Source organism: Algoriphagus aurantiacus (assembly GCF_035156405.1).
Classification (GTDB): Bacteria; Bacteroidota; Bacteroidia; order Cytophagales; family Cyclobacteriaceae; genus Algoriphagus; species Algoriphagus aurantiacus.
In genome coordinates this window covers 17,570-40,585 of sequence record NZ_JAXRUT010000028.1, presented here as the reverse complement: position 1 = coordinate 40,585, position 23,016 = coordinate 17,570, and the positions used below count along the sequence as shown (strand labels likewise).

Genomic DNA, 23,016 nt, shown 5'->3' with positions numbered 1-23,016 from the left:
CTCAAGACTGAAAGATTTGTAGAGTTGATTTTATTGTCAGAAATGGCGATTATTTCATTTCCCGGTTTTCGAATATCTTATCGATCAGCTCAGTATTTTTGCCCCCGGCGTAGGAATCGTTTTCTTGTAAATAGTCCAAATATCTTTTGATGTATTCTTTACTGATTTCAGAATTGTCTCCATATTTTTCTCTCAATCCATCAAGCTGCTGATGCAGATCTGCTCTGATCTCGGCATAAGCTGGATCATCATAGACATTTGTCAATTCCATAGGATCCTTCTTTCTGTCGATCAATTCCCACTCATCGACATCGAAATAGTAATGAACCAACTTGTATTCTTTAGTCACAATCGCGTAGTGACGTTTGACCATGTGGACAGACGGATATTCGTAATAATGATAGTAAACAGCTTCGCGAGTCCACTTGTCAGTTTCACCAGTTAATAATGGCAATAAGCTTTCGCCCTGCATATCAGAAGGAGCTTCGATTCCCGCCGCAGCTAGGAAAGTCTGGGCAAAATCAAGATTTTGAACCATCTCATCAGACTTAGCCCCAGCCTGTACTTCCCCTGGCCAAGCCACCAAAAGAGGCGTTTTGAAAGACTCATTGTAAACAAATCGCTTGTCAAACCAGCCATGCTCACCCAGGTAGAAACCTTGATCAGAAGTGTAGACAATAATGGTATTCTCCATCATATTGTTTTCTTCCAAATAATCTAAAACACGACCAACATTCTCATCAACGGACCTAATTGTACCCAAATAATCCTGCATGTAGCGTTGATACCTCCACTTCATCTTATCTTTCTCTGTCATGGTAGGATAGGCTTTTTTGAAGTCTTCATTGACTTTCATATAAGCTTTATCCCAGTTAGCCCGCTGAGCTTCATTCATTCTCCCAACTTCTCTTTCAAAAGCAGCTTTGTCCCAGCCAGAAGTGCCTTCGATCCCTAATTCATCCATCACTTCTGGGTAAACTTTAGAATCACCAGCCCAATGCATATCGGTCAGCAAATTCATTTCTGCTTCGTGCGCAGCCCTCCCTCTTCCAGAATAGTCATCAAAAAGTGTAGCTGGTTCTTCGAACGTTCTGGTTGTGAACTCCTCCACATGACGCTCTGCAGGTAGCCATTCCCGGTGTGGGGCTTTATGCAAATACATTAAGAAAAAAGGTTGATCCTCTTTTCTGTCATTCTGAAGCCAATCCAATGTCATATCAGTAATAATATCCGTTACATAACCTTCTACTTTGATATTCCCTTCATTCTTGGTGATAAAATCGGGATTGTAGTAAGCACCCTGACCTGGCAAAATCTTGTATTGATCAAATCCTTTTGGACTGTTGCCAAAGTGTAGCTTTCCAAACATGGCTGTCTGATAACCAGCATCCTGAAGGATCTGTGGAAAAGTCACATTCGTCGTGTCGAATGGGAAATGGTTATCGACTTTACCGTTTATATGAGAATGCTTACCCGTTAAAATAGTAGCGCGAGACGGTGCGCAGATCGAATTGGTCACAGAAGCATTGGTAAAAAGCATTCCCATTTTTGCAATTCTATCGATATTAGGAGTCTCTATCAACTTATTGTCATAAGCGGAAATTGCCTGATAGGCATGATCATCCGACATGATAAAAATAATATTGGGGCGTTCAGCAGTTTTCTCAGTTTCATTGGTCTTGCAGGAAAAAGCGAGAATAGCCAGGGAGCTGAAGAAAATCGATTTTAAAATGTGCTTCATTTTAGGTTGGGTTATTTTAGATAAAAAGGAAGGTTATTCCCAATAATTGTTGTTTATGTCTAACCGTATTTCTGCCAGTAAGAAGGAAAAACCAACTAGGAAATCGAGCTTAAGAATTGAGGCCTCTCCGGTCTTCGGTCACCTGTCTTCCGGCAGGATAAGCAAAGGATCTAAGGTAACTGGCATCATTTCCTATAAAGAAATCATCCCTTGATAAAACTGTCTTCAAATCTTAGAAAGTGGCAGGTATAGCCATTAGGGTTTTTCACCAAATAATCCTGATGATAGTCCTCTGCTGGCCAAAATGGTGCAAAAGGCTCCAGCGTAGTCACCACCTTGTCCGGCCATTTCCCTGATTTATCGACGATATCAATCATTTCTTGAGCGACGGATTTTTCTTCTTCATTTTGATAAAAAATCACAGAACGATAGCTAGATCCCCTATCATTTCCTTGCTGGTCAACCGTGGTAGGATTGTGCATTCTAAAGAAATAATCCAGGATATCTTTGAAGGATGTTAGACTAGGATCATAAGTCAATTCTAGACCTTCTGCATGACCTGGGTGGTTTCTGTAAGTCGGGTTCTGGTTTTGTCCGCCTTGGTATCCGACTTCTGTATTGGTAATCCCCGGACGAGTCCTAAAGAGATCTTCCATTCCCCAGAAACAGCCTCCTGCGATGTATGCTTTTTTATAATTGCTCATGTTTTTTTGGTTTTCAATAGTAACGGGTTGCGTAGGAATATGATCGAATTCTCAACTATCAGTTAAATCTGAAGGTATATGTTCAGTATAATATAACAAAACTCTTTTTCTACTATTTCAACGCGTCAAATACTTTGGAACTTGTACAAAACCCAGGATACTAACTACCCATTAATTGTCTTAACATACACAAAAAAAGGGCTCCTTATTTGGAACCCTTTTCAATTATATAAGATCTGCTAATTCAACTTAATACCCCGGATTCTGTGGAGTAAGATTTGGATTGTTTTGCATTTCCGGAAGAGGATACGGCATTAGGTAATGTCTTGCCTGAAGCGTCTGATTAGAACTTGGATTTACATGCCCTTCAAAATTATCAAATCCATTAGTGGCTTCATTATAGACTTTGCGCAAGCGAAGCATATCAAACCAGGTAATCTGCTCATAGCACAGCTCATGCCATCTCTCTCTCAAGACTGCATCTCTGAATGTATCAGCAGTAAATCCACCAATAGACGGAGTCGTCAAACCAGCTCTGTCACGAATTCTTTTCAAACTCTCAACAGCTAGTGCATTTGGACCACCAACTTCATTTTGTGCTTCTGCATAGATCAAAAGTACTTCCGCAAATCTGATCAAAGGAACATTCAGGTTATTGGCTCTATTGCCCGGCTGATCTTTAGTTCCTAATGCAAGCTGGTTGAAATGCTTGAATATATACGGAGCCCCTAGATCAAATTTTGCCCCACTGCCATTCTCATAGTAAGTGGTATAGAAAAATCCCTCCTGATCAACTGCCCGAATATCTCCAGGTTCATAGGAATTGTAAAACTCCTCGGTAGGCACAGTACTACCCGTACCTGATGGCCCCGCAAATGTTACCGGTTTAAAGTTTGGAAACATGTTATTCATAGGATTACCAGAAACGATCACATTGTACTGAAGCATGAATATGTGCTCCAGTCTGTTGTCGTTAGTCTCATTATGAATTGCCGTATATGTGGGAAATAAATTAATCGAAAGCGGGTTACTATTTGCATAGTCAATCACTTCTTTTGCTTTATCAGCTGCCATTTGATAGTGAGATGCACCTTTGCTAAGTGGAAATCCCGCCATTGTCAGATACACTTTGGCAAGCATAGATTTGGTAGCAGCTAAGGAAGCTCTGCCACTTTCATCCATCCATGGCAAACCTGCCGCTTCAGCTGCTTTCAAATCCTCTAAAATCAGCGCATAAACTTCATCCTGCGAAGCTGGAGAAGGCTTGAAATTTTCCGAACTGGCAGTTTGAGGCATAGTAATCAACGGTACATCTCCCCAAAGTCTCACTGCATAGAAATATGCCCAAGCCCGTAGAAATCTGGCTTCACCGAGTACTTTAGTCTTCTGTGCCTCATCCATAGGTGTAATAGCCGGTACCTTATCCAATACAAGATTGGCTTGGGCAATCACCCTGTATAAGCCATTCCACCAGTTGATCACATGTTGGGTTCTACCATCATAGATAAGTCCATAAAGGTTATTTAGATCGGAATTTTGAGCTGTCTCTGTTGTAGATGTCCCAGTAGGAGCTTCCAATAATTGCCATGTGGATGAGAATATCCCAGCTCCATCTCCAATAAACCGAGTATCTGCGTAGACAGAAGCAAGTGCTGCTTCTGCGTGGTCGGGGATAGTATAGAAACTTTCCGGAGTCAAATTAGAAGGATCTTCTTCTTCCAAAAAACTTGAACATCCTACAAATCCTGCCACCAATGCTCCAAATAGGAACAATCTACCTGCTTTATTATATATGTTATTTTTCATGTGTTTATAATTTGTTTTTTATAGGTCATAACCTGTCCCGTGACGAAGGAAACGGGATGGAATCTCGCACTCCAGATAATCATCCCTCTGTGTGACGCTTTTGTCATGCTCGATTTCATCTGTTATATCGCTTTAAGTAAAAAAAGGATTAAAGAGTTACCTGTAAACCAAACATGAAAATTGTTGGTCTTGGATAACTGTGCCAGTTCATACCCTGAGAGAAAACGTTATCACCGTTTCCGCCACGTATAGGAGTAGTTTCTGGATCTCCGTTGATATCTTTACCTGTCAATAGGAAGAAATTCTGAGCGGAAGCATAAGCTCTCAATCTGCTTAATTTGATGGCGCTAGTAACGTCGGAAGGAAAATTATATCCCAGCAGTATATTTCTGCCTCGCAAAAACGAACCATCTTTTACCCAGTGAGAATCCACATTGGTGACATACCCTGCACGTGTATCACGGATCTCTGCAATCATGGTGTTTTGGTTTTCTGGAGTCCAGGCATTCAATACAGAAGTGTAGCTATTGGCCAGCGCCTGGCGATCTTCACTTGGGTGAAGAGTCATATCCAACACGTCATTACCCACACTGTACTGAAGCTCTACTGTAAGATCAAAATTGTATAGTCTGACACTATTGGAAAAAGCTCCCCAGAAATCCGGACTACCATTACCTATTATCATTCTATCCGAATCGTTGATTGCTTTGTCACCATTCACATCCAAATATTTGATATCTCCTGGAAGAATTGTAAGTCCATTTCTATAACTCACAAATTCAGCAGCTTCTGCTCTCTCTGCTTCACTCCAAGTGCCCAATCGAACTAATCCCCAGAAAGAACCAACTGGCTCACCAACTCTAATAATATTGGTCTGATTGGTAAAATTTGGTCCACCAACTCCAAAAATATCTGCCGGCGTGGCTAGAGACAATACTTCATTCCTGTTAAGCGATATATTGAAGGAGGTATTCCAGCTGAAATTCTCTTTGTCTACATTCACAGAATTGAGTGTGAATTCTAGCCCTTTATTTTCCATAGAACCTACATTACTACGGATAGTTGCATATCCACTTGTTCTTGGTACGGGCGAATCCAATAGCATATCTGTAGTTTTTCGATAATACAGATCAACTTCCACGTTCAATCGATTATTAAACATTCCTAGCTCAATCCCAAAATCCGCCTGAGCTGTTTTCTCCCATCTCAAATCTGGGTTCGCCAATCTGTTGATTCCAGTTCCACCTACCTGGGTTTCATTGTATATCGCAGAATAATTAGAACTCAACAGGGAAAGGGAAGAGTATGGAGGAATCTCAGAGTTACCTGTCAACCCATAACTAGTTCTTACTTTTAGATTTGAAATAGTTTGGTTTCCTTTCAGGAATCCTTCTTCAGAAACTCTCCATGCCAATGCAGCAGAAGGGAAAAAAGCATATTTATTATTTTCACCGAATTTGGAAGAACCATCTGCACGCCCTGTTGCAGTAAATAAATACTTATCATCCAAAATATAATTTATTCTGGCAAAGTATGAATTCAACGCTTCCCGCGCTGCCCCAGAGCCTACTCTTGGCAACTGGCTACCTGCACCCAAATTATTGTATAAGAAGTAATCAGTTGAGAAGTTTTGAATACTAGCACTCATAGCCGTGTAGTTATTTTCTTGCCATGAAATACCAAGAAGTCCCGTTACAGTATGTCTTTCAGCAAAGACTTTGTTATATGTCAAATAGTTTTCAAGAGACCAGAAAGTGTCTTTTCGCATGCTTTTAGAAGCAGTTCCGTTTTGATTGATTGCCAAAGTCCTGGTTTCAGACCTATTATTTTCCTGAGTAAGGATATTGACTCCCAGAGCAGTTCTCATTTCCAATGCATCAGAAAATTTGATGTTCGTGTACAAACTTCCCAAAGTAGTTTGAGTATTGAGGATGTATTTTCTACCATACAGCCTGTGCATAGAACTCATCGTGCCTTCGGCAAATGGATAGTCTCTGTTATTAGCAAAGGTCCCATCTTCATACTTCACCGGCAAGAATGGGAAATCTTCCACCATTTGTCTTGCAACTGCATCACTCACATCGACTAGATTTTCCGACTGATTGTTATAGCTAAGGCTACCACCAACTTTCAACCAGCTTTTCACCTGATCCTCTATGTTAAAGCGAGCAGAATATCTCTTTAGATAGGAGGTTTTTACTAAGCCCTCATCGCCTCTATATCCCAGAGAAAGTGAATAGGTGGTACGCTCATTTCCTCCCGTAAAACCTAACTGATGGTTTTGAGAAAGCTTGCTTTGAGTTGTTTCTTCCAGCCAATCAGTATCAAAAAGAGGATTTCCTTGACTATCAAAGATACGTGGATCCGTTCTCCTTAATGCAGGATTTAGGTAAGCCCATTTCCCATCATTCCATCCTTCCGGATCGTATTTTTCCATATTTGCCCAAGCGAGATCCTCCACAGCAAGATATTGTTCAGCATTCAATACTTCAGGTCTATTTGGGCCGATAATTGGAACACTCAAATCCGTATTGTAAGTCACAGTCCCTTCACCTGATCTACCCTTCTTAGTGGTAATTAGAATAACTCCATTTGCTCCTCTAGAACCGTAAATAGCAGTAGATGAAGCATCTTTCAGTACTTCTACAGATACAATATCGTTGGGATTGATATAATCAATTGCACTACTTTGCTGATCCAGAGTACCCATTGGCATCTGAACACCATCTATCACATATAGTGGGTTATTGGATGAGTTGATTGAACTAAAGCCTCTAATTCTTACCGTAGTTCTTCCTCCTGGACGTCCTGAGTTATTGTTAACCTGTACACCAGAAACTCTACCCGCTAAAGCCTGATTTAAGGATGCCGCTGGACGTTCTCTAAGTGCCTCAGCATCCACTGACCCTACTGAGCCAGTCAAATCGCTTCTTTTAGCCGTACCGTAACCAATTACAACAACCTCATCCAGTGCGGTTGCATCTGGCCGAAGTGTAACGTTTATGACAGTTTGTGTTCCAACAGTTACTCGCTGAGGCTCATATCCTATATAAGAGAATATCAACTCTGCGTCTTCAGGCACTGTAATCGAGTATTCCCCATCTATATCGGTAATAGTCCCCGAAGTAGTTCCTGCTACAGACACTGTAGCACCAGGAAGCGGTAATCCGGTTTCGTCCAGAACTTTTCCAGTGACGGTTACATCTTCCAGAAATAATTTCATTAGTGGAGCGGCGTTAGCACCTGAAAGTACAATAGCGCTGAACATAAGCTGAATTAAAAACCCATATAGGATTTTCTTAGACATCCATAAGAGTCGTCTATGTAAATTTGATTTCATGTTTTGAGAGGTTTATTAGTATAATTAACTAGAAATAATCCTGTATTTATATTTTAAAAATACAGGTGTCCGGTATAGTGCAGCGAGGAATTCTCTGAAATATCAACTGCTCCTTACAAAGGTCTGCTTGAATATATCATTGGCAATGTGTTTCGAATTAAAAATTAGTTACTATATGTTATAGAAAATTTACTACCTGCAAAAAACCGATTCTCTCTGATGAATATGTGGATTATATCATGTCTAATAGAACTATAAACAAATGAAAAACAGTCAGTTACAAACATATTCTGAGTTTAACATTTGTATTATACTATTATTAACATCAATACGCCTTTCAATGAATATTACAATAATGGATCTAAACTATAATAAAAGACCCCTATATAGTAATTTCAATGCCTCATTTTAGCTCCTAAAATCACCAAGTATTAGATAGAATTAATCACATTCTAATACACAATTAGACATACCCAAGAAAAATTGGACAAAACCTCTTTCTTACATCAATAAAATAATAACCCAATGCATGGCTTACAGCTTCATATCAATCTAATTTAGAAAAAAAATACATCTTATAATCCTACTTAATAAAAAAATCAATAAAACTTAATCTTAATAAAGGCTATAATGCTCAACGCTACTGAGTTAGTTTTTTAACCTCATGAGAGCATATAAGCAGATCAAAGCTTATTTATTGAGTTGAAAATCGGCTCAGTAAACACTTCTACTACAAAACCCTTCAAATACACCAATTATTTGAGCCATGTATTGATTTTACTTACTGCACGATGCATTTTGTCTGCTTGGAAAAATTGTTACTTGTTCTTGAAGGAGAATGCACCTTAAGTCAAATTTTAGAATGTACGATACACGCTAAAATATGTACGGTTTTGATACAGAATCTCATTGCTAATACTGTTTTATCTGCACAAAATCTACTTTTTTCAGATTGGAACAGGTATTGAAGATACTGCTATAAAAAAACTATGGTAAGCTTTCTCCTCTGGTGCATTCTATTTGTCCTTTGCTGGCCTCTGGCACTTATTGGGCTATTACTTTATCCCATCTTCTGGTTGATTTTACTCCCTTTTAGACTTCTCGGTTTCGCCATAGATCTCTCATTCGACTTTGTCCGAAATCTATTTATGCTTCCTTTCACCATTGCTGGAAGAAGGTAAATTCTGTACAGTTTACTACTTCTGATGATATTCTTTCACCAGTTTCATGATCTTATGGAAAAGGGCTGAGTTTTCATACACTCCCCTGAAGTCTCCTGAATGTGCTCCATACGCAAAAACTGGAACCATAATTCCTGTATGGTCATCGCTATGATAAGCCAGTTCAACAGTTGAGGAATCTACATCTCCCTGAGGAATGGAAACACCACCAGTCTCATGATCTGCTGTGATAATCAGCAAGGTGTTTGGATTAGCATCCACGTATTGAATCACCTTTCCTATGACTTCGTCAAAATCCAACATCTCAGATACAATCATGGAGGTACTATTCGAATGCCCTCCTGAATCAATGTTCGAAGCCTCCACCATCAAGAAGAAGGGCCTACTTTTCTGGTCAAAAAATTCGAGGGAAAAAGCTGTACTCTTCAGCAAATAGTCCCCTCTACCATCAAGTTTTTTAGGCAAAGATCCTTTTGCGGCAAAATAACCTACACGATCGGCATCCGTTTGCTCTAAACTTTCCATCAAATTAAAGCCCGCACTTTTCAGATTTTCTTTTTGAGAATCAAAACTATCTCCACCTCCACCGATGAATAAATCCAACTTACTTTTAGATAAGTAAGCAGCTATCTGATCAGAATCATCACGCTCAGGATGATGAGCATAGAATGCTGCCGGTGTAGCGCCAGTCAGTTGATCTGTGGTAATAATTCCACTTGAGAATCCATATTCATAAAGAATATCAGGGAGATTGGGTAATGAATCCCCTTTTGAATCAACACCCAAAGCTCGATTATTTGCTTTCTTACCAGTCGCAAATGCCGTCGCTCCCGCAGCTGAGTCTGTGGTAAAATCATCCGCAGCCTGAGTTTTGACCAAGCCCATATTCTTCAGCTGTGTGAGGTTAAGCTGATTGTTATTTGACACTAAAGCTGATGATATCTGAGCCAAGCCATTCCCATCACCAATCATCAAAATCACATTTTTCACGGGAACTTCCGCCCCGTCTACCTCGAACTTTGGCTGGTAAACTTCATGTTTTGACGTATTCTGATAGACATTTTCTCCTAATTTACTTAGGTACACTGCCGCGTCTATTGGATGATCGGTATTGATATAATCCTCTCCCATTTCATGAAATGCTTTCCAAGCAGATTTACTGTCAGGAGAACCCCAGAAACGAACAGGTTTATCGAAGCTATGAACCAGATCGATGAAGGCCTGAACTTTCTCGCGCTCATTTTCCACCATCCGCCCTTTCCCATTCCAGACAGAAAACTGACGGAAACTCAGACTTACCATTCCTATTTTGCTCCATGGCAAATCCTTGGTCAATTCCTTGCTTTGGTAATCGAAAAGCATCCAATCAGGATAATTTTTATAATCCTCAGGCTTTGGTCTATTCCCTGATATTATCAATTTCAATCCATCTTGGTTAGTCGAGCTGTAGAGAACATCTTTATAGTCCGCCATGCTTTCTTCCAAAACTTCCAGTGTGGAATACGCCTCTGTCTTCAGATCTACGAGCAGATGAAAATTGATCGGAGAAATCAGTCCATTTTTTAACCCCTCTACAATTGGATCCAAATAAAGGCTTTCAATGGTTCGCTTTGGATCAATGCTGGCAGCTTCATGAGCCGCCAATAATCTGCCATCTTGCAAAATCACATCTACTTCAATAGAAGAGGCTCCAGCTGAAAATGCGGTCCAAAATGGAACTGTTTGCAAGTAATCGTTGTGCGAGTGGATTTGAGATTTCTTAGAATCCTGAGCTGCCAGCTGAACAGTAAAAAGCAACAGAAAAAGAGGTAGTGAAAAGAATTTACGCATGGCCAAAAATAGGTTTTTCAAAGGGATTTAAGAGTAGTAAAACCAGGAATTAACCGATGCTTAACATATCGATAAAGTCAAGATCCCCAGCACCTGGTGAAACAGCAGACAGACCCATCGAAACAACTTTAATTAACTTGATTATAAGAAATTATCTCTTTCATATGTTCAAAAATTCATAACAAAAAGGTGAAGCACAATTTCAAGAATTACTGTCAAAAAATTGAAGATTGCCAAATAAACTGAATTCCATGAAAACCACCTTCACCAGTATCTTTACTGCTTTATGCATTTTATTCTCCCTGCATCTGTCAGCACAAAACCTCAAAATAAATCAAATTCAGGTAATTGGTAGTCACAATAGCTACAAAAGTGAAATGGCTCCTGAGCTATTGGAGTACTTAGCTAAAGTGAACCCTGCTGCTTCGAAAAGCTTAGAATACGCACATATTTCACTGGAGGCCCAGCTCGATTTAGGATTAAGGAATATGGAACTGGATGTTTTCCATGATCCTGAAGGAGGAAGGTATTCAAACCCAAAAGGATTGGAAATCATCAAAGGCAACGGAGGAGACATTCCTAGTTACGACCCTAATAATGTACTTTCCAAACCAGGGCTAAAGCTTTTTCATGTGCAGGATCTGGATTTTCAATCTCATTATCTGCTTTTTGCTGATGCACTGAAAGCACTCAAAACATGGAGTGAAAACAACCCCGATCATTATCCTATTTTTATTTTGATCAATGCAAAAGATGGAAATATTCCAGGCACTCGCTCCACGCTTCCCTTTACTGCGACAGCTCTGGATAGCATTGATCTGGAAATCAGAACGCATTTGGGAAGGGATAACCTTATCACTCCTGATCTAGTGAAGGGAAACTACCCTAATCTGGAAACAGCCGCCCTCGCCGGAAACTGGCCCATGCTCGATGATATGAAAGGGAAATTCTTATTTGTATTAGATGAAAATGAGGAAAAAATCGATCGTTACCTGAGTGCCAAACCAGAACTAACGAACGCAGTACTTTTTGTAAACAAAAAAGAAGGTAATTCTGCTGCTGGGTTTCGAATCATCAATGATCCTGTAGAAAATGAAGAATACATCAGAGATCTGGTAAAAAAAGGATATATGATCAGAACCCGGGCGGATTCAGACACAAAAGAAGCAAGAAATGTTGATTATTCGAGATTTGAAAAAGCCAAATCTTCAGGCGCTCAGGTGATTTCCACAGATTATTACCAGCCGTCTTCCTTCTTCGAATCCAGCTATAAAGTCATTTTTGAAGAAGGGCTATACCAAAGGCTCGACCCTGTTTTGAATAAAAATTAGAGACTCAGGCTTTGAATTTGTAAAAACCATCTCATTCAAACAAGTCCAGGGAGTCTTCACAATTAGCCTGTTCCAACTCACCATCCTATTGGACACAATGGATAAAAATAATGGGATAGCTTTTCTTATCAAGAAACTGGAAGAGCTTAAAACCAAATTTTCACTCCAAAGAAAACCAGCATATCATAGATGACTTCTGCCTTTAAAATTATCTTGGTTAACGACTAATTCCGCAAGTCAGATTAGCCATATATCAATTTCTTACTGGAGCTAAAAAACGATTACCAAAAAACCATATCAGCATCGATAACTACTAGAATTCATCGGGATTTCCCATAAACTCATCACTTCTTACATTCCGATCATTTCACTGTTGACCTTAAATAATAGAGCTATTAACTCAGCAAGTATCACACAAACAAAAGCCGATGAAAAATTTCATCGGCTTTATTAATTTATAAGATCTATAAGTTTTAGTAACCAGGGTTCTGTACTAAAAACCCTACTTCACTAGATGCCCCATCCATTGCTTTTTGAGGGATAGGAAACAATCTTTTATTGACATCGGAATCTGTTTTCTCTGTCCAGCTGTCTTCATATTTACCAAACCTTATTTGATAGGTCCTTCTATGACCTTCCCAATACAATTCAAATCCAGATTCCCGGAAGAGCACATCAAGATCAATTGCATTTAATGCAGCTGGTGTCTGTGCAGGACGAGCATTTCTAGAAGTCCTTAACACATTAATATCGGCCAAAGCACCCGCATTGTCACCTCTTCTCAATTTGGCCTCTGCGCGCATCAAATAAATCTCTCCTAAGCGGATCAATACTAAATCAACACTACTATTACTACAACAGTTGGGCGCGGTATGGCTAAACTGATATTTCGAAAATCGGTATCCAGCGTTATGTAAACTGCCTTCAGTAGAAAAATCAACTTTAAGTGTATGATCCACATAACGTATGTCAGCACCACTACTTCTTCTATTAATCACTGGATATATTCTTACTTTTCCGGTATCGTCAGTCAAAATATTCCCTCCCTCATCTTTTCTAGGTCCCCATATAATATCACGAAGTATTCCCCTATTAATTTCAAATTCGGTGGCCTCTACGGAATAGAAATGATCGGCATCGTTAGTTGGGTTTACACCGGAAAGATCCCTAAGATTTTCAGGTATTACCGTGTTCTCCTGATAGAAACGGGCATCGGCTTCAGCCGGATCCACATTGCCATAAGCATCTACCCAGGTCTGGTAGAAACTTGGCGTAACAGCTACTGCATCAGTTCCACGTGTATTTGGAAATTCCGGTCTTGGAATAAGGTCTCCGGAAATTGGCCAATAAGCCCATCGACTGTGTTCGGTCTGAAGTACTCCCCTTTGGTCAAGTGAAAATATAATTTCAGGATTAGTATTATTATCGTCATTGAACAATTCAAAATATTCAGCAGATAAGGAATATGGTCCACTGATAATACTGTTTGTGTATTGGATCACCTTATCCATATCCTCTGTTCTAAAATCAGGTGTACCGTATGGATCTCTATAAACTGCAGCATTCAAATATAAGCGGGCCAACAATGCACTAACCGCATGTTTGTTCATTCTACCTGGTCCTTTATCGCTGCTAATTAAATCCACCACCGATAGTAGTTCTGACTCTATATAGTCGATAGCTTCCTGGCCTCTAAGAATTTCTGAAAGTTGGTCTGAACCATCTTTCTTGAAAACAAGCCCCCAATTATCAAGAGCTAACATATTTAGATAGGCCTTCATAGCTATCATTTCATACAAAGCGTCTTGTGCGTTGGAATTACCGTTCTCTACTTCCAGTTTCATTCTCTCCTCTGCCAAAACCGCTCTGGACAAAGTCAAGGTGATGTAAGTCCATGTATCTCCCACCAAACTGTTTCCAGGTGTCATAAGATGTTGGTGTACCGCAATAAACTTGCCTCCATCAAACCAATCTGTACCACCACGATAAGGAAGTATTCCTTCATCAGAAGCAACTTCCTGAAGTCCAAAATTGACTGTATGCAACCATACTTGACGGAGCATACCATATACTGGAGCGATAGATCCGCTTACAACTTCTGCTTCGCCGGTACCTGTTAATGACTCATCGAGAATTTCTTCATCTAATGTAGTACAACTTAGAAATGCGAGTAAAAAAGCAGCTATGGGAAGTATTTTGTGAAATCTGTTATTTTTCATTTGATTTTGATTTTCTATATGATCTAATAATCATCTACTTTCTTCTAGAAGGTTAAATTAAGGCTGACCGAGAATGTCCGTGCTCTTGGGTATGTAAAACGGTCGATACCAAAGGTTTGAATTCCAGCAGACGTGGAACCAGTGTTAACTTCGGGGTCAAATCCAGAATAATCGCTTATAACAAACAGGTTTTGTCCTGTGACAGAAAGTCTGATATTTTGAAAAGCATCCCCTAATCCGATCATATCAGATTGAAGGTTGTAGCCCAGAGTAGCATTATTTAATCTAAAAAATGAGCCACTCTCTAAGAATCTGGTAGATACTGTATTCGAATTATTAAAGGATTCTTCAGGGAATTCGTTTGCAAAATCAGTAGTGTTATTTGATCTGGATAATTGTGCTTTTGTAAACAGTGACATGGCTGTATGATTATAAACCTTGTTTCCAGATGTACCATTGAAATTCAACCCTAAGTCGAAAGCTTTGTAGTTAAAGTTCATATGGAACCCATAGATGAATTTAGGAATGGCACTTCCTACTACACTACGGTCATTGTCCAAGACTTCACCATCTCCATTGATATCCCTAAACCTATTAACACCATCTTCACTAATTCCGTCAAATTCTAACATGTAGAATGCCCCGATAGGTTGGTTGTTGATATAGCCGTTAATAGTTGCGCCTGTTTGTCCGGCACCCTGAGCTGCCCCAGTGGTCAAAACAGAATAAGGTGAATCTTTTACTTCATTCTGAATAAAAGTGACATTACCACCAATGTTATAGGAGAAGCCCCCCTGCTCATTGCTAGCATAATCCAGAGCCAATTCGAAACCGCTGTTATGAATTTTCATGTCTTGGATATTATCCCAATAGGTGGAAGTAGGTTGAACAGGGTCCGCAGGAACCACTTCCAGTAAAATATTGGAAGAAACTTTATTGAAGTAATCTAAAGTACCAGTCAATCGGTAATCAAAGAATGCAAAATCAAGTCCTACATCTACCTGGGTAGATACTTCCCATTGCAAATCGGGGTTAGCCAAGCGTGTAAATACAATGCCATAAGGATAACCGTCCAAGGAATTGGCGTCGGTATCTATTGGATAAGTATTAAGACTTCCGCCTCCTTCTGACAATCTATCTTCGGAATAACTGGCTTTTGTGATCTTGGATGGGATTTCCTGATTACCGGTTTTACCCCAACTTGCACGCAATTTTAGATTATCAAAGATTGAGTTGGTCATAAAATCTTCCTTACTCAAATTCCAGCCTGCTGCAAAAGAAGGAAAGTAACCATATTTGTTATTTTCACCAAACTTAGAAGATCCATCAGCACGTATTGTAGCTGTAAACAGATATTTATCGGCATAGGTATAGTTCAGCCTGCCAAAGAAAGATTGCAATTCGTTTCTAACAGCCGACGAATTTACTGTAGTAGGATACTCACTGGTACTGTTATGGTCCTGATATCTTGGCTCAATATTATTATCTGCAAAGCCTCGAGATGAAGTTATTCTATATTCATCCAAAAATGTCTGATAAGAATGTCCAGCTAATACAGTTATGCGGTGGACATTTGAATTCCAATTATAGGTCAGTGTATTCTCGACCAATTGATTGGTGTTAGCACTTATTCCTTCGTCCAATGACCCATCTGAAATATTGGATTCATTGATCACTCCCGTATAGGGTTTGTACTGTTGATACCTGTTTGTACTGGAGTAATCCACCCCGAGATTTAACTTATAGGTAAGATTATCAACTATTTCGAAAGAAGGTGAAATCGTTGCCAAAATGCGGTTGTTCGCTGCATCATCACTATATAACTCATACCTCTTTAGTGGATTTAAGGCATTGGTATTCAATAAGGTAGGCTCACCATTAGTATATGCTGGAATAGTAGGATTTAAGCTAAGCATATCACTTATGGTCGATGTGATGCTAGGACGCAAATTTTTAGTGTGAGAGGCAGTCAGGTTATAATCGACAATCAGCCTTCCATTAAATGCCTTCTGATTCATATTCAATTTTCCAGAATATCGCTTCAGCTCACTATTCTTCAATATACCTTCTTGATCCTGATAGCCTACTGAAGTGAAATAGGAAAATTTCTCTGAATTGGCTCCACTCATTGAAAAATTGTAATCTTGTGAAAAGGCAATTTGAGTCAATTCATCTTGCCAGTCTGTATTACCTCCAAAATCTTCCAAAGCTCCACCCGCTGCAACGACCTGGGTTCGAAATTCATCTGCACCAAATACATCAATTTTTTTAGCCATAGAAGACCATGCTGTGGAAGCTGAAAAATTCAACTGAGTTGTTCCTGATTTACCTTTTTTGGTGGTGATTACAATAACGCCGTTAGAGGCTCTCGAACCATACAAGGCAGTAGCACTAGCATCCTTTAACACATCAATACTTTCAATATCGTTAGGGTTTAGGAAGTTTAGAGGATTGGAGGCAATACCTGTGTTGGAATTATCAAGCAAAAAGCCATCAAGCACATAAAGAGGCTGAGTCCCTGAACGCAAACTTCCTACACCTCTAATAATTACATTTTGTGTTGCTCCAGGTTCTCCACTTGTAGAAGCAATGTTCACACCGGCAATTTTCCCTTGTAACAGATCAACAGGATTTGAAACCAACCCTTTATTGAAATCTTCACTTTTAACAGATCCGATTGCCCCAGTAACATCAGATCTTTTTTGCGTACCATAACCAACTACCACTAGTTCATCCAACTGAGTAGCATCTGGTTCTAACTGGATAGCTATAGTTGATTGCCCATTTACTGAAACCTCTTGCAAGATATATCCCACGTAAGAAATTTGAAGAACAGCATCTTCTCCAACCTCAATAGAAAACTTACCATCAAGATCTGTAACCGTACCATTTAATGATCCCTTTATTCGAACAGTTGCACCAGGTAGCGGCACTCCTGTTTCATCCGTTACCGTACCTGAGACGGGTTGCTGAATGGGTACTAAATTAGTAATCGGGTAGTTTGCCTTGAAATTGCCCTCATTTTCAAGACCCTTGGCGACTAGTCGCGATGGGCTGGTACTTGACCCTGCCCATATAACCATAAACGCAGAAGCATAGATGGCTTTAGATAATCGTAATTTTGAATGCATAAAATTTAAGTGTTGAATAACTGAGAATTTTTTAATCCTTTCTAAGTGGGTCTATTACAGCAGGCTATTTTTTTTCAACCCAAAAGTAATTTATATATACTATTTTGCTGTTAAGATATCTTTAGGGTTATATTAATTATATAAAAGCACATTATTAACAATATAATACGTCTAGTAAAGATTAATTTGATAAGAAATCCAATTAAACAAGTAACAGCAAGTAGTTACTCTTTTCCAGAAGAAGGTCACCCAATGCGTGAAATCGCCGGTATTGGATCAAATTTAAAAAGCCTTCAAATTAACTAATTATCTGTATTACAGCATATTAATCAACCACGGGACATTTTATTGTTTTATTGGAGATAGCGGAACTTTGTTAAAACGCACCGGATAAATGATTTAACAAAAAGATTTAAGTTATAAAAAGAGTGAGCATTTACAAAAAGAACAAAAATTTATCCTCTCCTCAATTAACCATTACATAACACTATAAATTTAAACATACACACATTTATAAAATATTTCTTTACATGAAAATTAAATAGAAAAAGTTGAGATTTTATAAGAAATAAATAATAATTTAATAAAACATAAATCACACAGATCAATATATTTTAGAAAATATAATAAAAAAGTGATTTTTTTTAATCCCGAAGTCCCAAATTGGAGCTCCTTGCCCACGATGTGAATGACACTACAAAAACTCAGATGACTGTGGAAGCCCTAAAATCGTTAATTGGGGTTCTCTACCTCTTAGGTTTGGTCCCGTTCTACTTCAAAAAGATAAAAATCACTCTTCAATAAGATGGTAAAATGAGACTTCTACTTTACAATATACCCAGCAAACTCATGCACTTTTTAAGAATCAATCGAGTTCAGGTTGTCGATGAGCCTATAAATCGTTAGCTTTTAAACCATTACTTAAACCCAATTCTTATGAAATTACTTTTTCAAAGGCTAGTCCATCTGTTCCTATCTGGAATCATTTTTCTTTCTATAATATCTTCCTGTCAGAAAGCTGAAGAGAAAATCGAGGAACCTGAGATCGCTACTGAAAACCTTTTGAAGGATTATGTAATGGCTCCTGATTCTACTTTCATATTTGAAATTGTTCGTACAGTCACGGGGGCTGATTACGATTATCATGTACTCAAAATGACTTCTCAGCATTGGCTCACTACTGATCTGGTCGATAAAACAGAATGGTGGCATTGGGTTTCCATCGTGGTGCCACGTGACAGTCCTTTTGAAACAGGCATGATGTGGATTGGTGGGGGGAGCACCGATACAAAATTACCCGAGAATCCCGATGAACTGATTTTGGCTGCCGCCATGCAGACTAATTCTATCGTCGCTCAAGTCCATAACATCCCATTCCAACCTTTGACTTTTGCCAATGATACCGTGGAAGAAAGATATGAGGATGCGATCATTGCCTATGGATGGAGGAAGTTTCTGGAAGGAGGGGCCAAAGATGAAGATGCGATATGGCTGGCTCGCTTACCGATGACAAAAGCGGTAAAATTGGCAATGGATGCGACCTCTGAGGTGGTAAAAACATTTTACGATAAAGATCTAAAAACCTATGTGGTCGGTGGAGCATCAAAAAGAGGATGGACCACTTGGACTACCGCCGCAGTGGATGATCGTGTAGTTGCAATTGTGCCAATAGTAATTGACATGTTGAATTTGGAGCCATCCTTTACGCATCATTGGAGAAACTATGGTTTCTGGGCACCAGCAGTAGACGACTACGTACAAGAAGGAATTATGGAATGGATGGGTACTCCAGAGTTCGACCGACTCTTAGCGATTACCGAGCCATATACATTCGCTACGAAAATGAATCTCCCCAAGCTTTTGATCAATGCTGCAGGAGATCAATTCTTTCAGCCTGATAGCTGGGAGTTTTACTGGGATGATCTTCCGGGAGAAAAACATATTCAATATGTTCCAAATTTCGGTCATGATCTCAGCCAATCGGACGCACTACCTAATATGATCGCTTTTTACTCTTCTATTTTAAATCAAAATCCTAGACCGAAGTACAATTGGAAAATAGAGGGAGATTTGATTTCTTTTGAAGCTGACGCTTCAAATCCACCTATTTCTGTTAAGATTTGGACAGCATATAATGAAGACACAAGAGATTTTAGAGTAGATGTTTTTGGTCCCAATTGGACATCGTCTGAACTGTCACCGGAAACAAATGGTCATTACGAATATCAAATGAATCAACCCGAAAAGGGCTATAAGGCATATTTAATGGAAGTGACTTTCGCAGGTCAATCCCCTCTCAAGGTAACAAGCGGAGTAGAAGTTTTACCTACGGAGTATCCCTTTGAAGAATTGAAACCATCACATTCAGCTAGTACAAGTTCTAATAACTAAAAATGAAAAGCTCTCTAATTCTTTCCTTCATTTTTCTCCTTTCTATAAACCTAACGATTATGGCTCAGCATGTAGTAAATGAAGATGAAAATAAAGTTCCTCCTTTAGTATTACCAGATCCTTTCGTCAGTGAAAAAGGGCTATTGATCAAGAGTATAGCAGATTGGGAAAGTATCCGAAAGCCAGAATTGATCAAGCTCTTTACTAAAGAGGTATATGGCCCAATTCCTACAGATTATGATAACATTTCTTTTAAAGAAGTATCAGAAAATGCCAACCCATTTCCGGAAATAACAATTTTCAAAGAGCTGGACATTACAGTTTCTAGAAACGGAAATTCACATACAATGAGATTGAATGTGTTTTTACCAAAATCTGCACTATCCCCAGTTCCGGTGGCCCTTTTAATTAATTACCAGCCGGCTTATACAGATGGGACTATTGTGGAAGAAGGATACTGGCCCGTTGAGGAACTGATCAACCGAGGCTATGCAACCGCATCATTTCATGGAGAAACAGTTGCTCCAGATGATGCTGATAAATTTTCCGAAGGTGTCATTTCTTCCCTTTATCCCGGGGAGCTTTCAAAACCTGATGGCATGCGAACTTTTGGTGCTTGGGGATGGGCAGCTATGAGGGCAATGGATTATTTCGAACAGGAGCCTAAAATCGATTCTAAAAAATCTGCTTTGATTGGGCACTCCAGGGCTGGAAAAACAGCCTTATGGGCAGGGGCAAATGATTCTCGCTGGGCAGTAGTGATACCTAATGAATCTGGATGCGGTGGTGCAGCAATTTCCAGACGCAAGTTTGGAGAAACAATAAAGATTATCAATACGTCCTTCCCACATTGGTTTAATGACAATTTTAAAAAGTATAATGATGATGAAAATTCCCTACCGATAGACCAGCACATGCTAGCCATGTTGGTAGCTCCAAGAGCCATTTATTTTTCAAGTGCTAAAGAAGATTTATGGGCGGATCCAAAAGGTGAGTATTTATCTATGAAATTGGGAAGCAGGGTTTATTCAGAGATCTATGGAATGAACCTTTCTTTCCCATTAGAATTTGAAAATCTTAAGGATCCAATTATCCAGAACCATGCGGGATATCACATCAGAAATGGCAAGCACAATCTGACTTTAGAGGATTGGAAACATTTTATGGATTTTATGGAATTAAACTTTCAGAACAAAGAATGAAAGTTCAGGTGAGTACAAGATGGTTTTCTCAACTATTAACTGCTTTTTGTTATTTTAAACCTTTAATCAACCTCTTTAAATCAGAACATTTATGTTTCAAGTGATCACTATATTTCTAGCACTTACTTCAAGTTTTTTAAGTTCGCCGTTTGAAAAACCTACAGTTAAAATCCTAAAATCTGAATTCATTTACGAGACTGCACCATTCCCTTCTTGTCATGCCTCTACATTGGTGGAAACTGACCGCGGCATATTAGCTTCGTGGTTTGGAGGGACATACGAAAGACATCCTGATGTAAGTATTTACACTTCCATTCTAGAAAATGGAACATGGTCTACTCCAGAAATGGTAGCTGATGGGGTGGAAAACAAAGACTTCCGAAATCCCACTTGGAACCCCGTCCTGCACCAGAATCCGGATGGACAACTTGTCCTTTTCTACAAGGAAGGCCCAAACCCCAGAGAATGGTGGGGGCTCTACAAAACCTCAGAGGACGGTGGAAAGACATGGTCTGAAGCTATTCAAATTCCACCAGGCATGCTTGGACCAGTGAAAAACAAATCAGTGAGCCTGGAAGATGGCACCCTACTCCATCCGAGCAGTTTCGAAACTAATGGAGTTTGGAGCATGCACGTGGAAACTACCACCTCTGACATCCAAAATTGGCAGAAGATAGAAATCGATAACGGCTCTTTTCATGCGATTCAGCCTACTGTCTTATTTTATCCAAATGGAAAACTCCAGATGCTCGCCCGTACCCAAGAAGATATAATCGGGACGACATGGTCTTCGGATGGAGGAAAATCCTGGACTACCGTAGAATCCACAGGATTGATCCACAACAATTCCGGTATAGATGCGGTAACCTTACAAAGCGGGATACAATTACTGCTTTGCAATCCGATTAAAGAGGGTAGAAATAAGCTTTCTCTTCTGATGTCAATGGATGGAGTGAATTGGGAAGAATTATATGTGCTAGAAGACCAACCTGAAGGTGAATTCAGTTACCCCGCCATCATACAGGCAAAGGATGGTTCAGTTCACATGACTTATACTTATAATAGAGAGAAAATAAAATACGTTTCCCTAAGCTTAGAATAATTACACTTTTCAAACCTAATCTATGTCATTTCCAAAACCTTTTCGAGGAATCATCCCTCCAATGATTACTCCTTTAAATCAAGATTTTTCCTTAGATGAAAAGAGCCTTGATCTCATTATTGAGCATATGATTGCGGGTGGAGTTCATGGGATTTTCATTTTGGGCACCACAGGAGAATTTGCCAGCTTAAGCTCAAAAGTGAAGAAACGGCTAATTGAATTGACCTGCAGAATAGTTAATCATAGGATTCCCGTTTTAGTCGGAATTACGGATTGTTCTTTTCAGGAAAGTTTGGATTTGGCTGTGTGCGCCAAAGAAGCTAAAGCGGATATTTTAGTCGCAACAACGCCTTTCTACATGAATGTGGATCAGGATGAATTGGCTTATTATTTTTCTCGACTGGCTGATGATGTGGATCTCCCGCTTTATTTATACAATATGCCTTCCCACACTGGGATAAATATTGATTTAGAAACCGTTAAGATTCTAGCTGACCACCCAAATATCAAAGGAATAAAAGACAGTTCGGGAGATCAAAAGTACTTTGAATCTCTTTGCGATAATTTTCGGGAATACCCTGAATTCACCGTGTTAGTGGGCCCTGAGGAAATATTGGTTGAAACAATGAATATGGGAGGACATGGAGGAGTTACCGGTGGTGCAAACTTATTTCCTGAACTCTATGTCAGACTTTTCGAAGCGATAGAATATCAGGACGAGGAAAGGATAAAAGTCCTAAATGCTACCGTACAATTTCTTAGCAAAAATCTGTATAGCCATGGAACTTATCAATCCAATTACTTAAAAGGTTTGAAAGCATCCATGTCTTTTAAAGGACTATGTCAGGGGATTTTAGCTTTGCCACTTTGTGCTTTCAATGAAACGGAAAAAGAAGCGTTGAAAGAAAAGTATAACACTGTAAAAGAGGCTGTTGTAACAGCTCTTTCTCGCGAAATAAAGTTATAAAACTCAAAATTTTATACATACTCCCTAATAAACATCTCACCTTAAAATGAGAAAGAGCTATAAAATGAGAA

At 39.3% G+C, this 23,016-nt stretch carries 12 protein-coding genes; 5 read left to right on the top strand and 7 right to left on the bottom strand.

Annotated elements, in window-relative coordinates:
- Nucleotides 1-49 precede the first annotated feature (49 nt).
- The 5 genes from SYJ56_RS21490 to SYJ56_RS21470 form a co-directional block, all read right to left on the bottom strand.
- Nucleotides 50-1,741, bottom strand: coding sequence for a sulfatase family protein (locus tag SYJ56_RS21490; protein ID WP_323837780.1), 1,692 nt, complete (start codon nucleotides 1,739-1,741; stop codon nucleotides 50-52).
- Between the two features lie 203 nt (nucleotides 1,742-1,944).
- Nucleotides 1,945-2,445: a peptide-methionine (S)-S-oxide reductase MsrA gene (gene msrA / locus SYJ56_RS21485; protein WP_323837779.1), complete on the bottom strand. Its 501-nt coding sequence runs from the start codon at nucleotides 2,443-2,445 to the stop codon at nucleotides 1,945-1,947.
- Between the two features lie 249 nt (nucleotides 2,446-2,694).
- Entirely contained in the window at nucleotides 2,695-4,251 is a 1,557-nt protein-coding gene (locus tag SYJ56_RS21480) for a RagB/SusD family nutrient uptake outer membrane protein (RefSeq protein ID WP_323837777.1), read from the bottom strand.
- Between the two features lie 148 nt (nucleotides 4,252-4,399).
- A complete protein-coding gene (locus SYJ56_RS21475; RefSeq protein ID WP_323837775.1) occupies nucleotides 4,400-7,591 on the bottom strand; it encodes a SusC/RagA family TonB-linked outer membrane protein in 3,192 nt (1,063 codons plus the stop codon).
- 1,196 nt (nucleotides 7,592-8,787) lie between these two features.
- On the bottom strand, nucleotides 8,788-10,602 hold the full coding sequence (locus tag SYJ56_RS21470; RefSeq protein ID WP_323837773.1) for an alkaline phosphatase: 1,815 nt from the start codon (nucleotides 10,600-10,602) through the stop codon (nucleotides 8,788-8,790).
- 251 nt (nucleotides 10,603-10,853) lie between these two features.
- Here SYJ56_RS21470 and SYJ56_RS21465 point away from each other — a divergent pair, with 251 nt between their 5' ends.
- Complete coding sequence (locus SYJ56_RS21465) at nucleotides 10,854-11,933, top strand: phosphatidylinositol-specific phospholipase C1-like protein (RefSeq protein WP_323837771.1); 1,080 nt, start codon at nucleotides 10,854-10,856, stop codon at nucleotides 11,931-11,933.
- Nucleotides 11,934-12,406: 473 nt separating this feature from the next.
- On the opposite strand, the gene SYJ56_RS21460 is transcribed toward SYJ56_RS21465, so the two are convergent.
- Together SYJ56_RS21460 and SYJ56_RS21455 are read right to left on the bottom strand one after the other, a co-directional pair.
- Entirely contained in the window at nucleotides 12,407-14,152 is a 1,746-nt protein-coding gene (locus SYJ56_RS21460) for a RagB/SusD family nutrient uptake outer membrane protein (protein ID WP_323837770.1), read from the bottom strand.
- 44 nt (nucleotides 14,153-14,196) lie between these two features.
- Nucleotides 14,197-17,283, bottom strand: a complete 3,087-nt coding sequence (locus SYJ56_RS21455) for a SusC/RagA family TonB-linked outer membrane protein (RefSeq protein ID WP_323837768.1) — start codon at nucleotides 17,281-17,283, stop codon at nucleotides 14,197-14,199.
- A 936-nt stretch (nucleotides 17,284-18,219) separates the two neighbouring features.
- On the opposite strand from SYJ56_RS21455, the gene SYJ56_RS21450 reads away from it, so the two are divergent.
- From SYJ56_RS21450 to SYJ56_RS21435, 4 genes are all read left to right on the top strand, one after another.
- The gene (locus SYJ56_RS21450) at nucleotides 18,220-19,674 is read left to right on the top strand and encodes a PhoPQ-activated pathogenicity-related family protein (protein WP_323837766.1); all 1,455 of its coding nucleotides are present in this window, start codon (nucleotides 18,220-18,222) and stop codon (nucleotides 19,672-19,674) included.
- A gap of 59 nt (nucleotides 19,675-19,733) precedes the next feature.
- Nucleotides 19,734-20,876 (top strand): alpha/beta hydrolase family protein, encoded by a 1,143-nt coding sequence (locus tag SYJ56_RS21445; RefSeq protein WP_323837764.1) that lies wholly within the window; start codon nucleotides 19,734-19,736, stop codon nucleotides 20,874-20,876.
- A gap of 91 nt (nucleotides 20,877-20,967) precedes the next feature.
- Entirely contained in the window at nucleotides 20,968-21,978 is a 1,011-nt protein-coding gene (locus SYJ56_RS21440; RefSeq protein WP_323837762.1) for a sialidase family protein, read from the top strand.
- A 22-nt stretch (nucleotides 21,979-22,000) separates the two neighbouring features.
- Nucleotides 22,001-22,945 (top strand): dihydrodipicolinate synthase family protein, encoded by a 945-nt coding sequence (locus tag SYJ56_RS21435; RefSeq protein WP_323837760.1) that lies wholly within the window; start codon nucleotides 22,001-22,003, stop codon nucleotides 22,943-22,945.
- The last annotated feature ends 71 nt before the right edge of the window (nucleotides 22,946-23,016 follow it).

Excerpts from the sequence above, each read along its gene's own strand:
- SYJ56_RS21490 (WP_323837780.1), bottom strand. The coding sequence starts at position 1,741 with ATGAAGCACATTTTAAAATCGATTTTCTTCAGCTCCCTGGCTATTCTC.
- msrA (WP_323837779.1), bottom strand. The coding sequence starts at position 2,445 with ATGAGCAATTATAAAAAAGCATACATCGCAGGAGGCTGTTTCTGGGGA.
- SYJ56_RS21480 (WP_323837777.1), bottom strand. The coding sequence starts at position 4,251 with ATGAAAAATAACATATATAATAAAGCAGGTAGATTGTTCCTATTTGGA.
- SYJ56_RS21475 (WP_323837775.1), bottom strand. The coding sequence starts at position 7,591 with ATGAAATCAAATTTACATAGACGACTCTTATGGATGTCTAAGAAAATC.
- SYJ56_RS21470 (WP_323837773.1), bottom strand. The coding sequence starts at position 10,602 with ATGCGTAAATTCTTTTCACTACCTCTTTTTCTGTTGCTTTTTACTGTT.
- SYJ56_RS21465 (WP_323837771.1), top strand. The coding sequence starts at position 10,854 with ATGAAAACCACCTTCACCAGTATCTTTACTGCTTTATGCATTTTATTC.
- SYJ56_RS21460 (WP_323837770.1), bottom strand. The coding sequence starts at position 14,152 with ATGAAAAATAACAGATTTCACAAAATACTTCCCATAGCTGCTTTTTTA.
- SYJ56_RS21455 (WP_323837768.1), bottom strand. The coding sequence starts at position 17,283 with ATGCATTCAAAATTACGATTATCTAAAGCCATCTATGCTTCTGCGTTT.
- SYJ56_RS21450 (WP_323837766.1), top strand. The coding sequence starts at position 18,220 with ATGAAATTACTTTTTCAAAGGCTAGTCCATCTGTTCCTATCTGGAATC.
- SYJ56_RS21445 (WP_323837764.1), top strand. The coding sequence starts at position 19,734 with ATGGCTCAGCATGTAGTAAATGAAGATGAAAATAAAGTTCCTCCTTTA.
- SYJ56_RS21440 (WP_323837762.1), top strand. The coding sequence starts at position 20,968 with ATGTTTCAAGTGATCACTATATTTCTAGCACTTACTTCAAGTTTTTTA.
- SYJ56_RS21435 (WP_323837760.1), top strand. The coding sequence starts at position 22,001 with ATGTCATTTCCAAAACCTTTTCGAGGAATCATCCCTCCAATGATTACT.